This is a genomic window from Actinomadura meyerae (genome assembly GCF_900188445.1).
In the GTDB taxonomy this organism is placed as follows: domain Bacteria; phylum Actinomycetota; class Actinomycetes; order Streptosporangiales; family Streptosporangiaceae; genus Spirillospora; species Spirillospora meyerae.
The window spans coordinates 15,574-31,932 of the sequence record NZ_FZOR01000033.1; the positions used below are offsets into that span (position 1 = coordinate 15,574).

General features: G+C 72.1%; 14 protein-coding genes. 1 reads left to right on the forward strand and 13 read right to left on the reverse strand.

The features are described 5' to 3' along the window. Positions 1 to 32 precede the first annotated feature (32 nt). The 13 genes from CHF16_RS28030 to pip all read right to left on the reverse strand — a co-directional run bounded on the left by CHF16_RS28030 (position 33) and on the right by pip (position 14,220). A complete protein-coding gene (locus tag CHF16_RS28030; RefSeq protein ID WP_089329140.1) occupies positions 33 to 2,942 on the reverse strand; it encodes a hypothetical protein in 2,910 nt (969 codons plus the stop codon). Between the two features lie 112 nt (positions 2,943 to 3,054). Beyond that, positions 3,055 to 4,191 carry an NAD(P)H-dependent flavin oxidoreductase gene (locus CHF16_RS28035; RefSeq protein WP_089329141.1) on the reverse strand — a complete coding sequence of 379 codons (1,137 nt, stop codon included), beginning with the start codon at positions 4,189 to 4,191 and terminating at the stop codon, positions 3,055 to 3,057. A 64-nt stretch (positions 4,192 to 4,255) separates the two neighbouring features. Then, positions 4,256 to 4,636, reverse strand: a complete 381-nt coding sequence (locus tag CHF16_RS28040; protein ID WP_089329142.1) for a Zn-ribbon domain-containing OB-fold protein — start codon at positions 4,634 to 4,636, stop codon at positions 4,256 to 4,258. 3 nt (positions 4,637 to 4,639) lie between these two features. Next, positions 4,640 to 5,812: a thiolase family protein gene (locus tag CHF16_RS28045; protein ID WP_089329202.1), complete on the reverse strand. Its 1,173-nt coding sequence runs from the start codon at positions 5,810 to 5,812 to the stop codon at positions 4,640 to 4,642. A gap of 220 nt (positions 5,813 to 6,032) precedes the next feature. Next, complete coding sequence (gene ehuA / locus CHF16_RS28050) at positions 6,033 to 6,815, reverse strand: ectoine/hydroxyectoine ABC transporter ATP-binding protein EhuA (RefSeq protein WP_281259407.1); 783 nt, start codon at positions 6,813 to 6,815, stop codon at positions 6,033 to 6,035. A gap of 127 nt (positions 6,816 to 6,942) precedes the next feature. Then, positions 6,943 to 7,596 (reverse strand): ectoine/hydroxyectoine ABC transporter permease subunit EhuD, encoded by a 654-nt coding sequence (gene ehuD / locus CHF16_RS28055; protein ID WP_179271735.1) that lies wholly within the window; start codon positions 7,594 to 7,596, stop codon positions 6,943 to 6,945. Next, the gene (gene ehuC, locus CHF16_RS28060; protein WP_089329145.1) at positions 7,596 to 8,312 is read right to left on the reverse strand and encodes an ectoine/hydroxyectoine ABC transporter permease subunit EhuC; all 717 of its coding nucleotides are present in this window, start codon (positions 8,310 to 8,312) and stop codon (positions 7,596 to 7,598) included. The genes ehuD and ehuC overlap by 1 nt, the downstream gene beginning before the upstream one ends. 6 nt (positions 8,313 to 8,318) lie before the next feature. Then, a complete protein-coding gene (ehuB, locus tag CHF16_RS28065) occupies positions 8,319 to 9,212 on the reverse strand; it encodes an ectoine/hydroxyectoine ABC transporter substrate-binding protein EhuB (protein WP_089329146.1) in 894 nt (297 codons plus the stop codon). Positions 9,213 to 9,314: 102 nt separating this feature from the next. Further along, positions 9,315 to 10,223: an ectoine hydroxylase gene (thpD, locus tag CHF16_RS28070; protein WP_089329147.1), complete on the reverse strand. Its 909-nt coding sequence runs from the start codon at positions 10,221 to 10,223 to the stop codon at positions 9,315 to 9,317. Further along, positions 10,220 to 10,615 (reverse strand): ectoine synthase, encoded by a 396-nt coding sequence (locus tag CHF16_RS28075; protein ID WP_089329148.1) that lies wholly within the window; start codon positions 10,613 to 10,615, stop codon positions 10,220 to 10,222. Before CHF16_RS28075 ends, thpD begins: the two co-directional genes overlap by 4 nt. A gap of 85 nt (positions 10,616 to 10,700) precedes the next feature. Next, a complete protein-coding gene (gene ectB, locus CHF16_RS28080) occupies positions 10,701 to 11,963 on the reverse strand; it encodes a diaminobutyrate--2-oxoglutarate transaminase (RefSeq protein ID WP_089329149.1) in 1,263 nt (420 codons plus the stop codon). 51 nt (positions 11,964 to 12,014) lie between these two features. After that, positions 12,015 to 12,563, reverse strand: coding sequence for a diaminobutyrate acetyltransferase (gene ectA, locus CHF16_RS28085; protein ID WP_089329150.1), 549 nt, complete (start codon positions 12,561 to 12,563; stop codon positions 12,015 to 12,017). 688 nt (positions 12,564 to 13,251) lie between these two features. Continuing rightward, positions 13,252 to 14,220: a prolyl aminopeptidase gene (gene pip / locus CHF16_RS28090; RefSeq protein WP_089329151.1), complete on the reverse strand. Its 969-nt coding sequence runs from the start codon at positions 14,218 to 14,220 to the stop codon at positions 13,252 to 13,254. Positions 14,221 to 14,589: 369 nt separating this feature from the next. Between pip and CHF16_RS28095 the strand changes: the two genes are divergently transcribed. Further along, positions 14,590 to 16,290 (forward strand): coiled-coil domain-containing protein, encoded by a 1,701-nt coding sequence (locus CHF16_RS28095; protein ID WP_089329152.1) that lies wholly within the window; start codon positions 14,590 to 14,592, stop codon positions 16,288 to 16,290. Positions 16,291 to 16,359 lie beyond the last annotated feature (69 nt).

The following is a 16,359-nucleotide window of genomic DNA, read 5'->3' on the forward strand; positions in this document are numbered from 1 at the left end:
GACCCGACGGGCTGGCCCTGCCACCCCGCTGCTCAGCGGGGGCAGGGCTTGAGGCCCGGGGCGGGGACGCCGCCGTTGAGGCGGCCGCAGATGGGGACGGTGACCGGGGTGCCGTCCTTCAGCGTCACCTTGATCATGGTGAGGCCGCGGTCGCCGGGGCCGTTCAGCTCGTGCCGGTCGCCGCGGAAGTCGATGTCGCCGGTCGCGGCGTTGCGGACGTACAGGTGGCGCAGTTCCAGCAGGACGGCACCGGACGTGACCGAGCGGCTGCCCTCCACCGGCGCGGATCCGGCGGCGGTGAGGCCGAGGCCGGCGAAGGCGTTCTGCGCGGCCTGGCCGAGGGCGACGACGGCGTCGTAGGTGAGGGCCATCTGCCCGTCGACCAGCAGCGGTTCGGCGGGGCGGGCGCGGGGGCCGCCGATGCCGAGGAGGTTGCGGGCCAGGAGGAAGAACCCGTTGGTCTGGTCGGCGTTCCCGGCGATCAGGAACGGCAGGTGGACGAAGGCGGTGTGGTAGACGACGGTGTTCGCGGGGATCGGGACCTCGTGCGGGCCGGTGCCGAACCGGGTCTTGGTGACGTCGTCGCCGGCCATGAGGACGAGGTGCCGCCGGGTGCAGCCGCCCTGGACGAGCCCGTTCATGAGGCCGGGGAGGTCTTCGGAGCGTCCGGCGAAGTAGACGAACGGGGCGGGGGCGGTCTCGCAGTTCCGCTTGACCTTGTCGGCGATGTCGTCGGTGTCGGTGTAGACGACGCGGTCGACGGTGCGGGGCGTGAGCGCGCGGGCGACGTCGTCGGCGATCTCGCGGCTGTAGGCGTCCCTGGACGGTCCGGGGGCGCGGTGGACGAGCATCAGCCGGGAGATCGGCTTGCCGCGCAGTTCGGCGCGGACGGCGGCGCGGGTCGCGGCGGCCTCGTCGAAGTTGGTCGCGGCGAGCCCGTAGTAGTGCGGCAGCGCGGGGAGGCGGTCGGAGGAGTTGACGGTGTTGACGAGGGGCAGCCCGGCGGCGATGAGCCGTTCGATGGCCGCGCGGGAGTGGTCGGTGTTGCGTCCGAACCCGGTGACGCCGACGAGGGTGGGGTCGCGGTGGGCGATGTCGAGGATGCGGTCGGCGGTCTCGGCGGAGAAGAGCATGTTCTGCCCGGTGTTGGCGGGCAGGAGCCGCACCTTGAGGGGGTTGCCGACCGCGCCGGGCTGGCCGGAGCGGTTGTTGCGCATCTGGGCGAGGTGGGCGCCGGCGAGTTCGCGGATGCTGCTGACGGTCAGGTCGCTCTGCCCGGGGCTGGCGGTGAAGATGCCGACGTAGACGAGGGTGACGTAGGGCTTGCGGGAGGCGAGGACGGCTTCGTTCTCGTCCTCGATGCGCCGCTGGAGGTCGGCGAGGGTGAGCCGGGAGCCGGTGTTGCGGTGGGACGGGCGGCGGCGCTCCCCGTCCAGCCCGATGCTGTCGGGGCCGCGCTCGAACCGGACGCCGTGCGTGGAGACGCCGACGCATTCGCGGCTTCCGTCGCCGTTGGTCTGGATTCGGGTGTCGCCGTTCCAGTGGACGGGCAGCCCGACGCTGCAGTAGGTGGAGCGCAGGTTGGTCTGCACGTAGACGAGGACGAGCACGAGCGCCATGAGGGCGGCGCCGAGGCTGCGCCGCGACCACAGCCACGTCCAGCGTGGGCGGCGCCGGACGGTGAACTCGTCGGGGCGTCCGGCGGCGGGGTCGCCGGTCACCGGGATCCGCAGCAGGTAGGGCAGCGGCACGGACTCGCTCGGCCCCTGCGCGGTGCCGAGCGAGGACCGCCACCGCTCGTACCGCTCCTGGGCGTCCCCGCCGGGCGCGGGACCGGAGCCGGGGGCGGGGCCGCCGAGCTCCTCGCGGGTGGCGGCGTCGACGGAGGCGATGACGATCAGCGGGTGGAACTCGCTGCGCCGGGCCCGGATGTCGCTGATCGCCGACAGCACGGCGAGCCCGCCGTTGTGCCGCCCCGCCCCGGCGAGGAACACCACGGGCGGGCAGGGGCGCTTGAAGCCGCGCAGGTCGGGCGCGGACCGCCGGTGCTGGTCGCGCAGGTCCTCCAGCAGCGCGAACGTCTTGATCTGGAGGAGGAACCGGGCCGCGTCGGGTTTGGCGAGCCGCTCGTACACCCGGTGCAGGCGGCCTTCGAAGCCGAGGTCGTCGCCGCCGTCCTCGCCGTCACCGAGGACGGCGAAGAACGAGGTCCGCGCGAACCAGCGGTAGCGGCCGCCGAATCCGACCGTGGACAGGACGGCCAGCCAGATCCGCCGGGTGGACAGCCCGGCGACGATCAGCAGGACGGCGGCGAGGCAGCCGGAGGCGGTGAGCAGGACGGGGCTCGGCGTCTGCTCGGCGATGCCGCCCGCCAGCACGGCGATCATGGCGACGAGGGAGCCGCCGACGGTCGTCCACCAGCCGGGGGCGCGCAGCCGGCCGCTCTGCCAGCGGAACAGGCGGGCGTGCTCGTTCCAGCGGTCGACGGCGGCGACGGCGGAGCGCTGGTACGGGGGCGGGGCGGGGGAGCCGTCCGGGCCGGGCTCGGCGGCGGCCGCCTGGATCGTCCGGACGAGGTCGGAGCGGGGGAAGCGCAGCCGCCCGTAGGGCGAGCGGGTGTGGGTCCAGGTGAGCGGCTGGGAGATCGCGTCGACCAGCGCGATCGCGGCGGTCTCCGCGCCGCGGGCGGCCTCCTCGTCCTCCCCGCCCTCCGAGCCCTCGGGGAGGTCGGGGGAGACGGCGGGCAGCCCGGCCTCGGCGGCGAACCGCTTGAGCTCGTCGAGGTGGCGGCCGGGGGCGTCCTCGGCGTCCGGGTCGTCCGCCGGTTCCAGGACGATGACCGGGTACGGGCGCGAGTCCAGCCGCCAGGGCAGCCGCCCGGTCATCCAGTCGAACAGCGCGAACAGGCCGCGTGCGGACTCGGTGGGTCGGGGGTTGCCCACGGCTCGCCTTCCCGAGGATCTTGTGTCGGTGGGAAGCGTAGGGCGGTGACCCGTGTGACGCCATGGGGTGATGACCGAATCACCCCATGGCGTCGCGTCCGGTTTCGGCCGGTCAGTCCTCGCCGGTGACGCGGTTGAGGCGCTCCACGGCGTTCGCGAAGTCCTCGACCATGTCGTAGACGACCTGGCGGGCGGGCTTGACGGTGTTCATGAGGCCGACGCACTGGCCGACGAAGTAGTTGGCGAGCGCGCGGGCGCCGGGGTTGCCGGACTCGGCCACCTTGGTGATCTGCCGCATCGCGCCCTCGGCGACGATCATCTGCAGCGGCATGCCGAGCGGGCCGGGGGACGCGGGGCCCTCCCACTCCTCGGTCCAGGCGGAGCGCAGCTGGCGGGCGGGCTTGCCGGTGCGCGACCGGGACCGGATCGTGTCGCGGGAGGTGGCGGCGAGCATCTTCTCCTTGACCGCCGGGGACGTCTCCGCTTCCTCCGTGGTGAGCCAGACCGAGCCGCACCAGACGCCGGACGCGCCGAGCGCGAGCGCGGCGGCCATCTGGCGCCCGGTGGCGATGCCGCCCGCGGCGAGGACGGGCACCGGCGCGACCGTGTCGACGACCTCGGGGACGAGCACCATCGTGGAGATCTCGCCGGTGTGCCCGCCGGCCTCGCCGCCCTGCGCGATGATCAGGTCGGCGCCGGCGGCGACCTGGCGGCGGGCGTGCTCGGCGGTCCCGACCAGCGCGGCGACGGGGACGCCCGCCTCCCGGGCCTTGTCGACCATGACGGGGGGAGGGGTGCCGAGGGCGCTGGCGATGAGCCCGATGGGGTGCGCGAGGGACACGTCGATCAGCTCGGTCGCGCCCTTCTTGGTGACCTGCGCGCCGCTGCGCGCGTTGGCGCGCCGGGCCTTGTCGAAGTCGGGCAGCGGCACGTCGTACTTGTCGAACAGGCCGGTGAGGAAGGTCCAGTGCTCGTCCGGGATCGCGGCGAGCATGGCGTCGAGGCCGCCGCCGCTCTCCGCCGACTTGTCGATCTTGCCGGGGACCAGCACGTCGACGCCGTAGGGGCGGCCGTGCACGTGGTCGTCGATCCAGCGCAGTTCCTCTTCGAGCCGGTCGGGGCTGTAGGCGACGGCCCCGAGGACGCCGAAGCCGCCGGCGTTGGTGACGGCGGCGACGACGTCGCGGCAGTGGCTGAAGGCGAACAGCGGGAACTCGATGCCGAACCGTTCGCAGACCTCGGTGTTCATGCCCCGACGCTAATGGACCGAACGCCATTCGGTCCAGAGGCGGAGAGGACGGGGCGCTCGGCCGCTATCCGCCCGCGGGGCGGAAGAGCACGAACGACTCGCCCTCCTCCGGGTGCTCGAACACGGCCCGCAGCGGCAGTCCCTCGCGCAGGTCCGCCCGGGTCACGCCGTCCAGCCGGGCGTGCAGCCAGGGGCCCTCGGCCAGCTCGACCAGCGCGAGGAAGGCGGGCGGGTCCTTGGGCAGGACGGTCCAGGTCACGAGGGCGGCGTCGCCGCTCGCCTCGGCCCAGGCGAGGTCCTCCCCGCCGCATCCGGGGCAGCCGGTGGCGTCCGGCGCGAACCACCGGTCGCACGCCTCGCAGCGCCTGATCACGAGGCGGTCGGACGCGGTGCCGTCGAAGAACGGGTCGGTGCGCCCGTCCCGCCGCAGAACGCCGATCTCCATCGGCTAGGCCCCCTTCCGGTGCGGGCTGACGATCAGGGTGGAGTGGTGGTCGAGGATGCCGCCGTTGCCGCTGACCAGGATCACGTCGTTGGCGGGCGCCTGCCGCTCCCCGCCGTCTCCGCGCGCCTGGATCACGGCCTCCGACAGCGGCGTCATGCCCCACATGTAGTACGCCGACAGCTGCCCGCCGCCGGTGTTGGTCGGCAGCGACCCGCCCGGCCCGAGCGCGCCGGACGCGGCGAACGCGCCGCCCTCGCCCTTGGCGCAGAACCCGTAGTCCTCCAGCGACACCAGGACCGTGTAGGTGTAGCAGTCGTACAGTTCGCACACGTCCACGTCGGACGGGGTGATCCCGGCCATCTTCATCGCCGTCGCGCCGGAGGAGGCCGCGCCGGTCGTGAGGCCGAACTCGCTGCCGCGCTCCTTGCGGTGCCCCGGGTGGCCCTGCCCCCAGCCCCACAGGTGGACGGGCGGGCGGGCCAGGTCGCGGGCGCGGTCGTCGCCGGTCACGATGACGGCGATGGCGCCGTTGGACACCAGGCAGCAGTCCAGCAGGTGCAGCGGCTCGGACACCCAGCGCGAGTTCTGGTGGTCCTCCAGCGTGATCGGCTCGCGCATCTGGGCGAGCGGGTTGCGCGACGCCCACTCCCGCGTCGCGACGGCGATCGCGCCGAGCTGCTCGCTGGTCGTCCCGTACCGGGCCATGTGGCGCTGCGCGGCGAGCGCGTAGAAGGAGTTGACGCTGCGCAGCCCGAGCGCCGCCGTCATCCCGCCGAACCCGTACCATTCGCGGGCGTCGCGGTTGTAGGCCGAGCCCGCCGACTGCTTCGGCTTGAGCGGCGCGTCGGCGAACACGCACGCCACGGTGGTCGCGGTGCCGCTGAGCACGGCCGACGCCGCGTAGGAGACCATCGCCCCGGCCGTCGCGCCGAACGCGTTGACCTGCGACAGCAGCCGCAGGTCGCGCAGGCCGAGCGTGGCGGCCAGCTCGATGCCGGGGGAGCCGCCCATGCCGTGGCTGACCAGCAGCCCGTCCAGGTCGCCGAGCGCCAGTCCCGCGTCCGCGGCGGCGAGCCGCACCGCGTCCGCGGCGAGCCGCCGCGGGCTGCGCCCGTACACCCTGCCGAGCTCGGTCATCCCGAGCCCGGCGATCGAAGTGCCCCTCGAAGTGCCCATCGCCTCGCTCTCCTCGTCCGTGGGTGCCACCGTACAGAACGACGTTCGGTATGGGTTCCGGCGGGGTGATCAGGAGCGGGCGCGCAGCGTCACCGGCGAGCCGAACCCGGCCTCGGCCGCGACCCGCTCGACCGCCGGCGCCTGGCCCGGCGTCCGCTGAGACGAGTGCCGCCCGCGCCCCCGGGGCGACGGGGACGCGGGCGGCGGGCGGGGGACCGGCTCAGGAGGCCAGGACGGCCTGCAGGAAGTCCCGCGTGCGCTGCTCGGACGGCTCACCGAAGATCTGCTCCGGCGGGCCCTCCTCGACGATCTGGCCCTGGTCGAACATCAGGACCCGGTTGGAGATGTCCCGCGCGAAGGCCATCTCGTGCGTGACGCACAGCATCGTGAGGTCGCTCTGCCGGGCGATGTCGCGCAGCAGGTCCTGGACGCCGACGACCAGCTCCGGGTCCAGGGCGGAGGTGACCTCGTCCAGCAGCAGCACCTTCGGCTGCATGGCGAGCGCCCGCGCGATCGCCACCCGCTGCTGCTGGCCGCCCGAGAGCTGGGTGGGGTGCGCGTTCTCCTTGTCGGCGAGCCCGACCAGGTCGAGCAGGCCCTTGGCGCGCTCCACCGCCTCGTCCTTCGGCACCCCCAGCACCCGCACCGGCCCCTCGGTGAGGTTGCGCAGCACGTTCATGTTGGGGAACAGGTTGAACTGCTGGAACACCATGCCGACCTGCTTGCGCATCTCGTGCAGGTGCTTCTGGTTCGCCGGGACGCGCTTGCCGCCCCGCTCCATGTGCCACAGCGTGTCGTCGCCGATCCAGATGAGGCCCTCGTCGAGCTTCTCCAGCGTCATGAGCAGCCGCAGGATCGTGGTCTTGCCCGAACCGCTCGGCCCGATCAGCGTCACGCGCTCGCCCGGCGCCACGGTGAAGTCGAGCTCGCGCAGGACGACGTTCTGGCCGAACCGCTTGACCACCTTCTCGAAGCGGATCCCGGGCGCGGCGCCGTGCGGCAGGCCCGCGGCGGCGGTGTCCTTCCCGGTGGCGGCGTCCGCCCCGCCGGCGTCGCCCTTGCCGAGGACGGCCTCGGACTCGGTCTCGGACGCGGTGCCGGCCGCGGCGTCCTTCGGCACTTCCGGTGTGTTAGGTGGTGGCATAACGCCTCTCCAAGCGGCGGACGAGTATCGAGGATATGACGCTGACGACGACGAACAACAGGCCGACCAGCGTGATCGGCTCCAGGAACTGCAGGCTCTGCGAACCGACCTTGTAGGCGGAGAACAGCAGCTCCGCCACGTTGATGGCCAGCAGCATCGGCGAGTCCTTGAACATCGCGATCAGGTAGTTGCCGAGCGTCGGGATCACGCGCCGGATCGCCTGCGGCAGGATCACGTCCAGCCACACCCGCGACCTCGGCAGGTTCAGCGCGGTGCACGCCTCCCACTGCCCCTTCGGCACATCGGCGATCCCCGCCCGGTACACCTCGGCGGTGTAGGTCGAGTAGTGCACCCCGAGCGTGATGATGCCCGCGGTGAGCGACCCGATGGTGATGCCCCAGGCGGGCAGGACGAAGAACACGAAGTACAGCTGCGGGATCAGCGGAGTGGACCGGATGAACTCGGTGATCCACCGGATCGCCTGGTTGAACACCCGGCTCGGGGAGCGGCGCAGCAGCGTCCACACCAGCCCGAGGACGATCGCGATCACGTAGCCGGCCAGCGTGGCGACGACGGTGTAGCGCAGGCCGCTCAGCAGGTCGGGGAGGATGTCCCCGGAGTACTGCCAGTCCCAGTCCATCAGCTCGCCACCCCCGCTCCGGGAGCGCCCGCCGCGATCGTCCCGAGGGACGGCTCAGCGGGCAGCCGCCGGCCGAGCATGCGGTCCACGCGGCGCTCGGCGTACCGGACGAACAGCTGGAGCACCTGCGCGATGACGAAGTACAGGACCAGCACCATCGAGAACGCCGCCACGGTCTCGCCGGTGCTGCCCTGGATGTTCTTCGACACGCGGGTCAGGTCGACGAGACCCACCAGCGACACGATCGCCGTCCCCTTCATCAGCTCGATGAGCAGGTTGCCGAACGGCGGCAGCATCAGCGCGAACGCCTGCGGCAGCAGCACGCGCCGCATCCGCTGGAGCGGGGTGAAGTTCAGCGCGATGGTGGCCTCGTACTGCGCCTTCGGGACGGCGTTGATCGAGCCGCGCACCACCTCCGCGCCGTAGGCGCCGACGTTGAGGCCGAGCGCCAGCACGGCCGCGAACATCGTGGTGAACCGCAGGCCGATGAGCGGGAGCGCGTAGAAGAACCAGAACAGCAGCACCAGCGTGGCGTTGCCGCGGAAGAACTCCACGTAGAACCGGTTCAGCACGCGCACCCACGCGTGGCGCGAGGTGCCCGCCATGCCGAACAGCAGGGCGAGCACCAGCGCCAGCGCGCCACCGAGAAGGGTGAGCCTGACCGTGACCCACGCGCCGTCCAGCCACTGGGGGTAGCTGTCGAGGACGTCGGACACGGGCGATCAGGCCTTGCAGAACTTGGCGGCGGTGTCGTCCGGACCCGGCATGTCGGCCTCGGCGAAGCCGAAGGGCTGCAGGATCGGCAGCAGCCCGTTCTGCTGCTTGAGCTTGTCGAGCTCGGTGTTCCAGGCGGTCAGCAGGTCGGAGTCGGCCTTGCGGAACGCGAACGCGCCCGCGCCGAACTGCTCCTTGCCGTCGATGACCGGGGTGAACGCCTCGGTGACCTCGAAGCCCTCGCCCTCGTGCTTGGACAGCAGGTCGGCCAGCGAGATGCGGGTCAGCCAGATGCAGTCGACACGGCCGGCCTTGAGGCCCTCGTAGGCGCTCGCCTGGTCGGCGTAGGTCTTGATGTCGCCCTTCTTCACGCCGCTCTTCTCGGCGTAGCCGGCCTCGACCGCGCCGGTGAGGACGCCGACCTTGACGCCCTTGGCCGCCGGGTCCTTCTCGTTCTTCAGCCCCTTCGGGTTGCCCTCCTTGACCATGAAGGCGCTCTTGGCGACGTACTCGGGGTTCGCGAAGGCCGCGGACGCGCACCGCTCCGGGTTGATGAACATGCCGGCGGCGATCGCGTCGAACCGCTTGGCATTGAGCCCGGCGATGAGGCCGCCGAAGTCGACCTGCACGCCCTTGATCTCGTTGATGCCGAGGTTCTTGAAGATGACGCGGGCCAGCTCGGGCGCCTCGCCGGTCAGCTTCCCGGACTTGTCGGTGTAGCCGTACGGGGCCTCGTTGGCGAAGCCCACCGTGATCGTGCCGGAGTCCTTGGCCTTCTGCAGCGTGCCGCCGCCCGCCTTCTCCTTCTCCGGATCCGTCGTGGAGCAGCCCGCCGCCGCGAGAGGCGCGGCGGCGGACAGCAGCACGGCGGTGCGGAGGAAGTCTCTTCTCGAAGAAGTCATCGTCGAACTCCTGTCGGTGTGCCACGCGCACGCGGGGGGCCGGTAAGCGGCCCCCCGCGTGCGCGGGGCGAACGGTCGGGTTATCGAATTGTTGTCACCCGGTCAGTCGAGCACCGGGCTGAAATCGCGCGCGCCGATGAAGGTCGGACGCGGCGCGGGCGCCGAGAAGGGCTCGACGCACGTGTTCTCCACGCTGTTGAACACGATGAACACGTTCGAACGCGGGAAGGGGGTGATGTTGCCGTTCGAGCCGTGCATGCAGTTGCAGTCGAACATGGTCGCGGAGCCGGCCGGGCCGGTGAACAGCTCGATTCCGTGCTTGTCCGCGAGGATCGACAGGCTGTTGGGGTCGGGCGTCCCGATCTCCTGGCCGCGCAGCGACTCCTTGTAGTGGTCGTCGGGGGTCTCTCCGACGCAGGCCACGAAGGTCTTGTGCGAGCCGGGCATAATCATTAGCCCGCCATTGTGCACGAAATTCTCCGTGAGCGCTATGGATATGCTCACCGCACGCATGCGGGGCATGCCGTCCTCGGCGTGCCAGGTCTCGAAGTCGGAGTGCCAGTAGAAGTCCTTGCCGGTGAAGCCCGGCTTGTAGTTGACCCGGCTCTGGTGCACGTAGACGTCCGAGCCGAGGATCTGCCGGGCCCGGCCGACCACGCGGGGGTCGCGGACGAGGCCGGCGAAGACCTCACTGATCTTGTGGACCTCGAAGATGGAGCGGACCTCGTCCGAGCCGCGCTCGGTGACCGTGCGCTCGTCGGCCAGGACCTCCGGGTCGGAGGACAGCCGGCGCAGCTCGGCGCGGTAGTCCTCGACCTCCTCCGGCGCGAGCAGCTGGTCCACGGACAGGAATCCGTTGGCCTCGAACGAGTCGAGGGTGGCGCCGTCGATCGGCCCGTCCCCGGGGCCGCCGTACACGACCGGGTCCTGCCGGTACAGCAGCGCCGCCTCGGCGGCCTTCCGGGTCGGGTAGGCGTCGTCGATGGTCGGATGGGACTCGATGATGCTCATGCGTCCTCCTCAGTCAGCAGGGGGTAGACACCGTTCTCGTCATGGACCTCCCGGCCGGTGCAGGGCGGGTTGAAGACGCACACCGTCTTGACGTCCGTGTGCGCGCGCAGGGTGTGGTGCTCGTGGCCGTCGAGCAGGTACATCACGCCGGGCCGGATGTCGTGCTTCTCACCGGTCTCGTCGTTGGTGAGCTCGCCCTGGCCCTCGATGCAGTACACGGCCTCGATGTGGTTCGCGTACCACATCTTCGTCTCGGTGCCCGCGTACAGGATCGTCTCGTGCAGCGAGAAGCCGACGCCCTCCTTGGCGAGCACGAACCGGCGGCTGCACCAGGTCGGCGCCTGCACGTCGCGCTCGGTGCCGACGATCTCGTCAAGGGAACGAACGATCATGAAACTCCTCTTTCCGGTGGTGCCGGGGGCGCGGCGGGTGGGTGCGGGCCCGGTCCGGGACGCGGACCGGGCGCGGTGGCGCGGGTCAGACCGCGACCTTGGTGCGGACGGCCTCGACCGAGTCCGCGATGATCTCCAGGCCGCGGGCCAGCTCGGCCTCGGTCGTGGTGAGCGGCGGCAGCAGCTTGACGACCTCGCCCTCGGGGCCGGAGGTCTCCATCAGCAGGCCGCGGGCGAACGCCTCGCCGCACACCTTCGGGGCGATCTCGGGGTCCTTCATCACCAGGCCCCACGCGAGGCCCCGGCCGCGGACGGAGTCGACCGCCCCGGCGTGCGCGAGCGCGATGTCCTGCAGCGCCCGCTCGACCTGCTGGCCCTTGGCGAGGGTCTGCTTCTCCATGTCGTCGCCGGTCCAGTAGTCCTCGAGCGCGGCGACGGCGGTGACGAACGCGGGGTTGAAGCCGCGGAAGGTGCCGTTGTGCTCTCCCGGGTCCCACACGTCCAGTTCGCGCTTCATGAGCGTGACCGCGAACGGCAGCCCGTAGCCGCTGAGCGACTTGGACAGGCAGACGATGTCCGGGGTGATCCCGGCCTCCTCGAAGCTGAAGAACGGCCCGGTGCGGCCGCACCCCATCTGGACGTCGTCGACGATGAGGAGGATGTCGTGCCGGCGGCACAGGTCCTGCAGGCCGCGCAGCCACTCGGCGGTGGCGACGTTGATGCCGCCCTCGCCCTGCACCGTCTCCACGATGACGGCGGCGGGCTTGTCCAGGCCGCTGCCGCTGTCGTCGAGCATCGTGTCGAACAGCAGGAAGTCCGGGGTGCGGCCGTCGAGGTAGTTGTCGTACGGCATGGCCACGCCGTGGCCGAGCGGCACGCCCGCGCCGGTGCGCTTCATCGAGTTCCCGGTGACGGCGAGCGCGCCGAGCGTCATGCCGTGGAACGCGTTGGTGAAGCTGACGACGGTCTCGCGGCCGGTGTACTTCCGCGCGAGTTTCAGCGCGGCCTCCACCGAGTTGTTGCCCGCCGGGCCGGGGAACTGGATCTTGTAGTCGAGCCCCCGCGGCTGCAGGACGTACTCGCTGAAGCGTTCCAGGAAGTCCCGTTTCGCGGCCGTGTACATGTCGAGGCTGTGCACGATCGAGTCACTGGCGAGATAGTCCAGCAGCCGGCGTTTCAGCTGCGGGTTGTTGTGCCCGTAGTTGAGCGTCCCGGCACCGGCGAAGAAATCGAGGTACGTTTTACCGTTCTCGTCGGTCATGTGGCTGCCCTGCGCGGTGGTGAACACCGTGGGCCACCCTCGGCAGTAGCCGCGGACTTCCGATTCCAGGCGGGCGAAAACGTCCATGTCTGCCTCCCAGGCAGTCGGGGTGGGGGAGCGGATGGGGGAGTGGGGTGGTCAGTTCGCGGCGGCGATCGGGCCGATCCTGATGAGCACCTCGGGCTCGTGTCCCCCCTCGGGGAAGTGCTCCGCGCCGAACAGCGGGCTGCGGGCGACCTCGCACCCGCGGTCCCTGGCGAACGATTCGAACATCGCGGTGGAAGCGGTGTTGTCCGGGGTCACCGTGGCCTCCATGTACCGGTGCCCGCGCGGTGCGAGCCGGTCGGCGAGGCGGTCCAGCATGCGGCGGGCGAGGCCCTGGCCGCGGTGCTCGCGGTCGACGGCGACCTGCCACACGAAGAACGTGTCGGGCCGCGACGGGCGCACGTAGCCGGTGATGAAACCGCACGGGCCCTCGCCGTCGCGCGCCACCACGGAAGTGTCCGCGAAATCGCGGCACCAAAGCGTGTAACTGTACGGCGAGTTGACGTCCAGGACTCGTGAGTCCCGGGCGAGCCGCCACAGCTCCGGGCCATCGGCGAGGCCCGGCTCCTGGAGTTGCACTTCCGCGGTCGTCTCGTTCGCGTCCGGGCGTCGGGTCGGTGATTCCAGGGGTTGCGCTGCCATGTCCAGGCAACTTAGCGAATCTCGCGCCGTGATCGCAGAGGATTGTTATCGGCGGGATGTTTAGCCGCGCATCGCGCTGGGTAGGGTTAAGGGCTTTGCCGAATTCGGTGCAATTCGAATGGGCGCCGCGCGGGCGGCGGTCCGCCTTTCCCGGTGCTACGCAGGAGGTACTGCCGAACTGATCGCGGAGGCCGCCAGGATGCTTCCTGAACGTCAGCTTAATGTTTCGGCGTCGCCCCGAGTGGGGTTTTGTGTATCGGTTGTGTGAGGTAAGTCACTCAGATTTCATGTCAACGCGGCGGGTGCGGCGGGCGTCACGTCGCATCGTCCGTGGTCGTCCGGTCGCGCGTGTCCTGGGGCGGATGGGGGCCACGGCGCCGGCGCGGGCTCTGGGAGGCGCCGTCTGGTCACCTTCAAGGGGGAGGGGTGCTGGCGGCGCGGTTACGGGTGTGTTGCCGACAGGTAAGAAAACGCGGGTTTCGGACCGGAGACGGACCGGCCGGGGCCCGCCGTTCGGGAGCCGACCCCGGCCGTATTCCGGTCCGGTTGGCTGCCACATTAGGGAGTGGCCGCTTCTCGCGGGACCGTCCTGTCGTTTCTTTGCCGAAAGGGCCGGAATCTTGACCGGCCCCTTGCCTCCTCTGCCGTGCCTTTACCGTCTACCGCGCTTTTGCCGTCTACCGCGCCTTCACCGCGTCGCGGCGAAGCGGTCGGTCGCCTCGATCAGGCGGTGCAGGATCCCGGGCTCGCTGTACGCGTGGCCCGCGTCGTCCACGATGTGGAAGTCGGCCTCCGGCCACGCCCGGTGCAGGTCCCAGGCGGTGGCCGCCGGGGTGCACACGTCGTAGCGGCCCTGGACGATCACGGCCGGGACGTGGCGGATCCTGTCCACGTCCCGGATGAGCTGCTCGTCCTCGAAGAACCCCTCGTTGACGAAGTAGTGGTTCTCGATGCGGGCGAACGCCACCGCGTAGTCCGGCTCGCCGAACCCCGCCGCCAGCTCCGCGTCGGGGCGCAGCGTGATCGTCGAGCCCTCCCACGTCGCCCACGCCTTCGCCGCCGCCACCCGTACCTCCCGGTCGGGGGAGTTGAGGCGCTCGTGGAAGGCGGAGATGAGGTCCTCCCGCTCGTCCTCGGGGATCGGCTCGACGTACTTCTCCCACAGGTCGGGGAACAGCAGCGACGCCCCTTCTTGGTAGAACCAGTACAGCTCGAACGGGCGCAGGGTGAAGATGCCGCGCAGCACCAGCTCGCTCACCCGGTCCGGATGGGTCTCGGCGTAGGCCAGCGACAGCGCGCTGCCCCAGCTCCCGCCGAACACCAGCCAGCGCTCGATGCCGAGGTGCTCGCGCAGCCGCTCCATGTCCGCGACGAGGTTCCAGGTGGTGTTCGCCTCCAGCGACACCTCCGGGTCCTTCGCGTGCGGCACGCTGCGCCCGCAGTTGCGCTGGTCGAACAGGACGATGCGGTACGCCTCCGGGTCGAACTGCCGGCGGTGCGCCGGGCTGCACCCGGCCCCCGGGCCGCCGTGCACCATCACCGCGGGCTTGCCGTCGGGGTTCCCGCAGACCTCCCAGTAGATCTCGTCGCCGTCGCCGACGTCGAGCAGCCCGGAGTCGTACGGCTCGATCGGCGGATACAGGGTGCGAAGCTCCATGGGGCGCGATTGTCCCACCGGCCCCGCCCGCACGTCCGGTGTGACCCGCGGCACCGTCGCACCGCCCCCGCCGGCCGCCATCCGGCCGTCTTCGTGCGGGAACACCGCACGGGAGTCGAGAAAGTAAACCCCAAACTGGGCAAACGCTCCGCTGGTCGGGACTAGAGTGCCTTCAGTGAGCGAAGCGAGGAGCCGCGAGGCCGGCAGCGGAGCGAACGAGATGTGCACAACGACCCCCGCGAACGCGGCCCCGCGCCGCCTGGCGAGGAGACACGTGAGCGAAGTGACGAGCCGTCCGGGGAAAGCGGCGGGCAGGTCGGGCGGCGCCATGCCGGTCACCGCGCTCCCGGCCGTGAGGCGAGGAGAACGGTGAGCGAGCTGAACGGATCGGGCGGCAACCGCGGCGTCCCGGACGCGGCGGCGCCCTGGCCCGCCATGGGCCGCGACCCGGGCCGCCCGCACGAGGCGGCACCGCCCGCGGCCCTGCCGGCCGCGCAGCAGCCGATCCAGATGGCCAAGCCCGGGCAGGGCGGCGGCCGGCACGGGCAGACCGGCGAGATGGTGCGGCCCGACGCCGAGCAGCCCGAGGCCCAGCCCTGGGACATCGTCGAGCGGCTCCGCCAGATGGCCGACCTCATCGGCGACGCGCTCGCCGCGGGGGAGCGCAAGGTCAACGAGGCGCAGAGCGAGACCGCCGCGCAGATCGCCGCCGTCCAGCAGGAGAAGGAGTCGGCGCAGCGCGACGCGGCCGCCGCCTGGAGCGAGGTGCAGCGCGCCCGCGGCCAGGCCGAGCAGGCCGACCGCCGCGCCGTCGAGGCCGAGCGCCGCGCCACCGAGGCGCAGAGCGAGACGGCCGCGCAGGTCGCCGCCGTCCAGCAGGAGAAGGAGTCGGCGCAGCGCGACGCGGCCGCCGCCTGGGGCGAGGTGCAGCGCGCCCGGGGCCAGGCCGAGCAGGCCGAGCGCCGCGCGGTCGAGGCCGAGCGCCAGGCCGCCGAGGCCGAGCGCCGCGCCGCCGAGGTCCAGAACGAGGCGGTCACGCAGATCGCCGCGCTCCAGACCGAGAAGGAGAACGCGCAGCGCGACGCCGCCGCGGCGTGGAACCAGGCGCAGCAGGGCCGCGTCCAGGCCGACCAGGCCCGCGCCCAGGCCGACCAGGCGCGCGCGCAGATGGAGCAGGTCCAGGCCCAGGTCGAGCAGGCCGAGCGCCGCGTCGCCGAGGCCGAGGCCACCGTCCGCCAGGCGATCCAGCAGCGCGACGCCATGAGCGAGGCCCGCGACGACGCCCTCCGCGCCGTCGAGGACGCCGTCGGCGGGCGCCGCGCCGCCGAGGCCGAGCGCGACCGCGTCGCCGAGCAGGCCGCCGAGCTGTCCCGCGCGCTGGAGAACGCGCACGCGGAGCTGTCGCAGCTGCGCGCCAAGGTCACCGACGCCGAGATGACCGCGCAGAACCTCCAGCACGCCGTCGTCGCCGCGGGCAAGGAGGCCGACGAGTCGCGGCGCCGCGCCGAGGTCGCCGAGCGCCGCGCGCAGGAGAACGAGCGCCGCGCCCAGGAGGCCGAGCGCCGGGCGCAGGACGCCGAGCGCCGCGTCCAGGAGGCCGCCGGCCGCGCTGAGGCCGCCGAGGCCGAGCGGCAGCAGGCCCTCGACACGGCCGCGCAGTCCCTGGAGGCCGCCAAGAAGGCCGAGCGGGAGCGCGACGCCAGCGCCAAGGCCCGGGAGGCCGCCGAGCGGACCCGCGAGGCCGCCGTCCAGGCCCAGGCCCGCGCCGAGTCCGAGCTGACGCTCGCCCGCGGCCGCGCCGACCAGGCCGGCCGCGAGCGCGACAAGGCCGTGACCGGGATGCGGCAGATGGCCGCCGAGCGCGACGCCGTCGCCGAGAAGCTCGCCGAGCGCGACCAGTGGGTCGACCAGCTCGCCCAGGCCGTCACCGAGCAGCGCGCCCAGATCGCCGAGCTGTCCCAGGAGCGCGACGCCGCCCGTCAGGCCGCCGACCAGGCCCGCTCCCTGATCGACGAGCTGACCCGCCAGCTCCGCACCATCATGCCGAGCGCCGCCACGCCCCGCCTCTGAGGACGCCCGGGACGTCCTGGCCCGGCCCGGGGTCAGGACGCCGCCGGACCGCGCCCGGCCGGGGGCGGA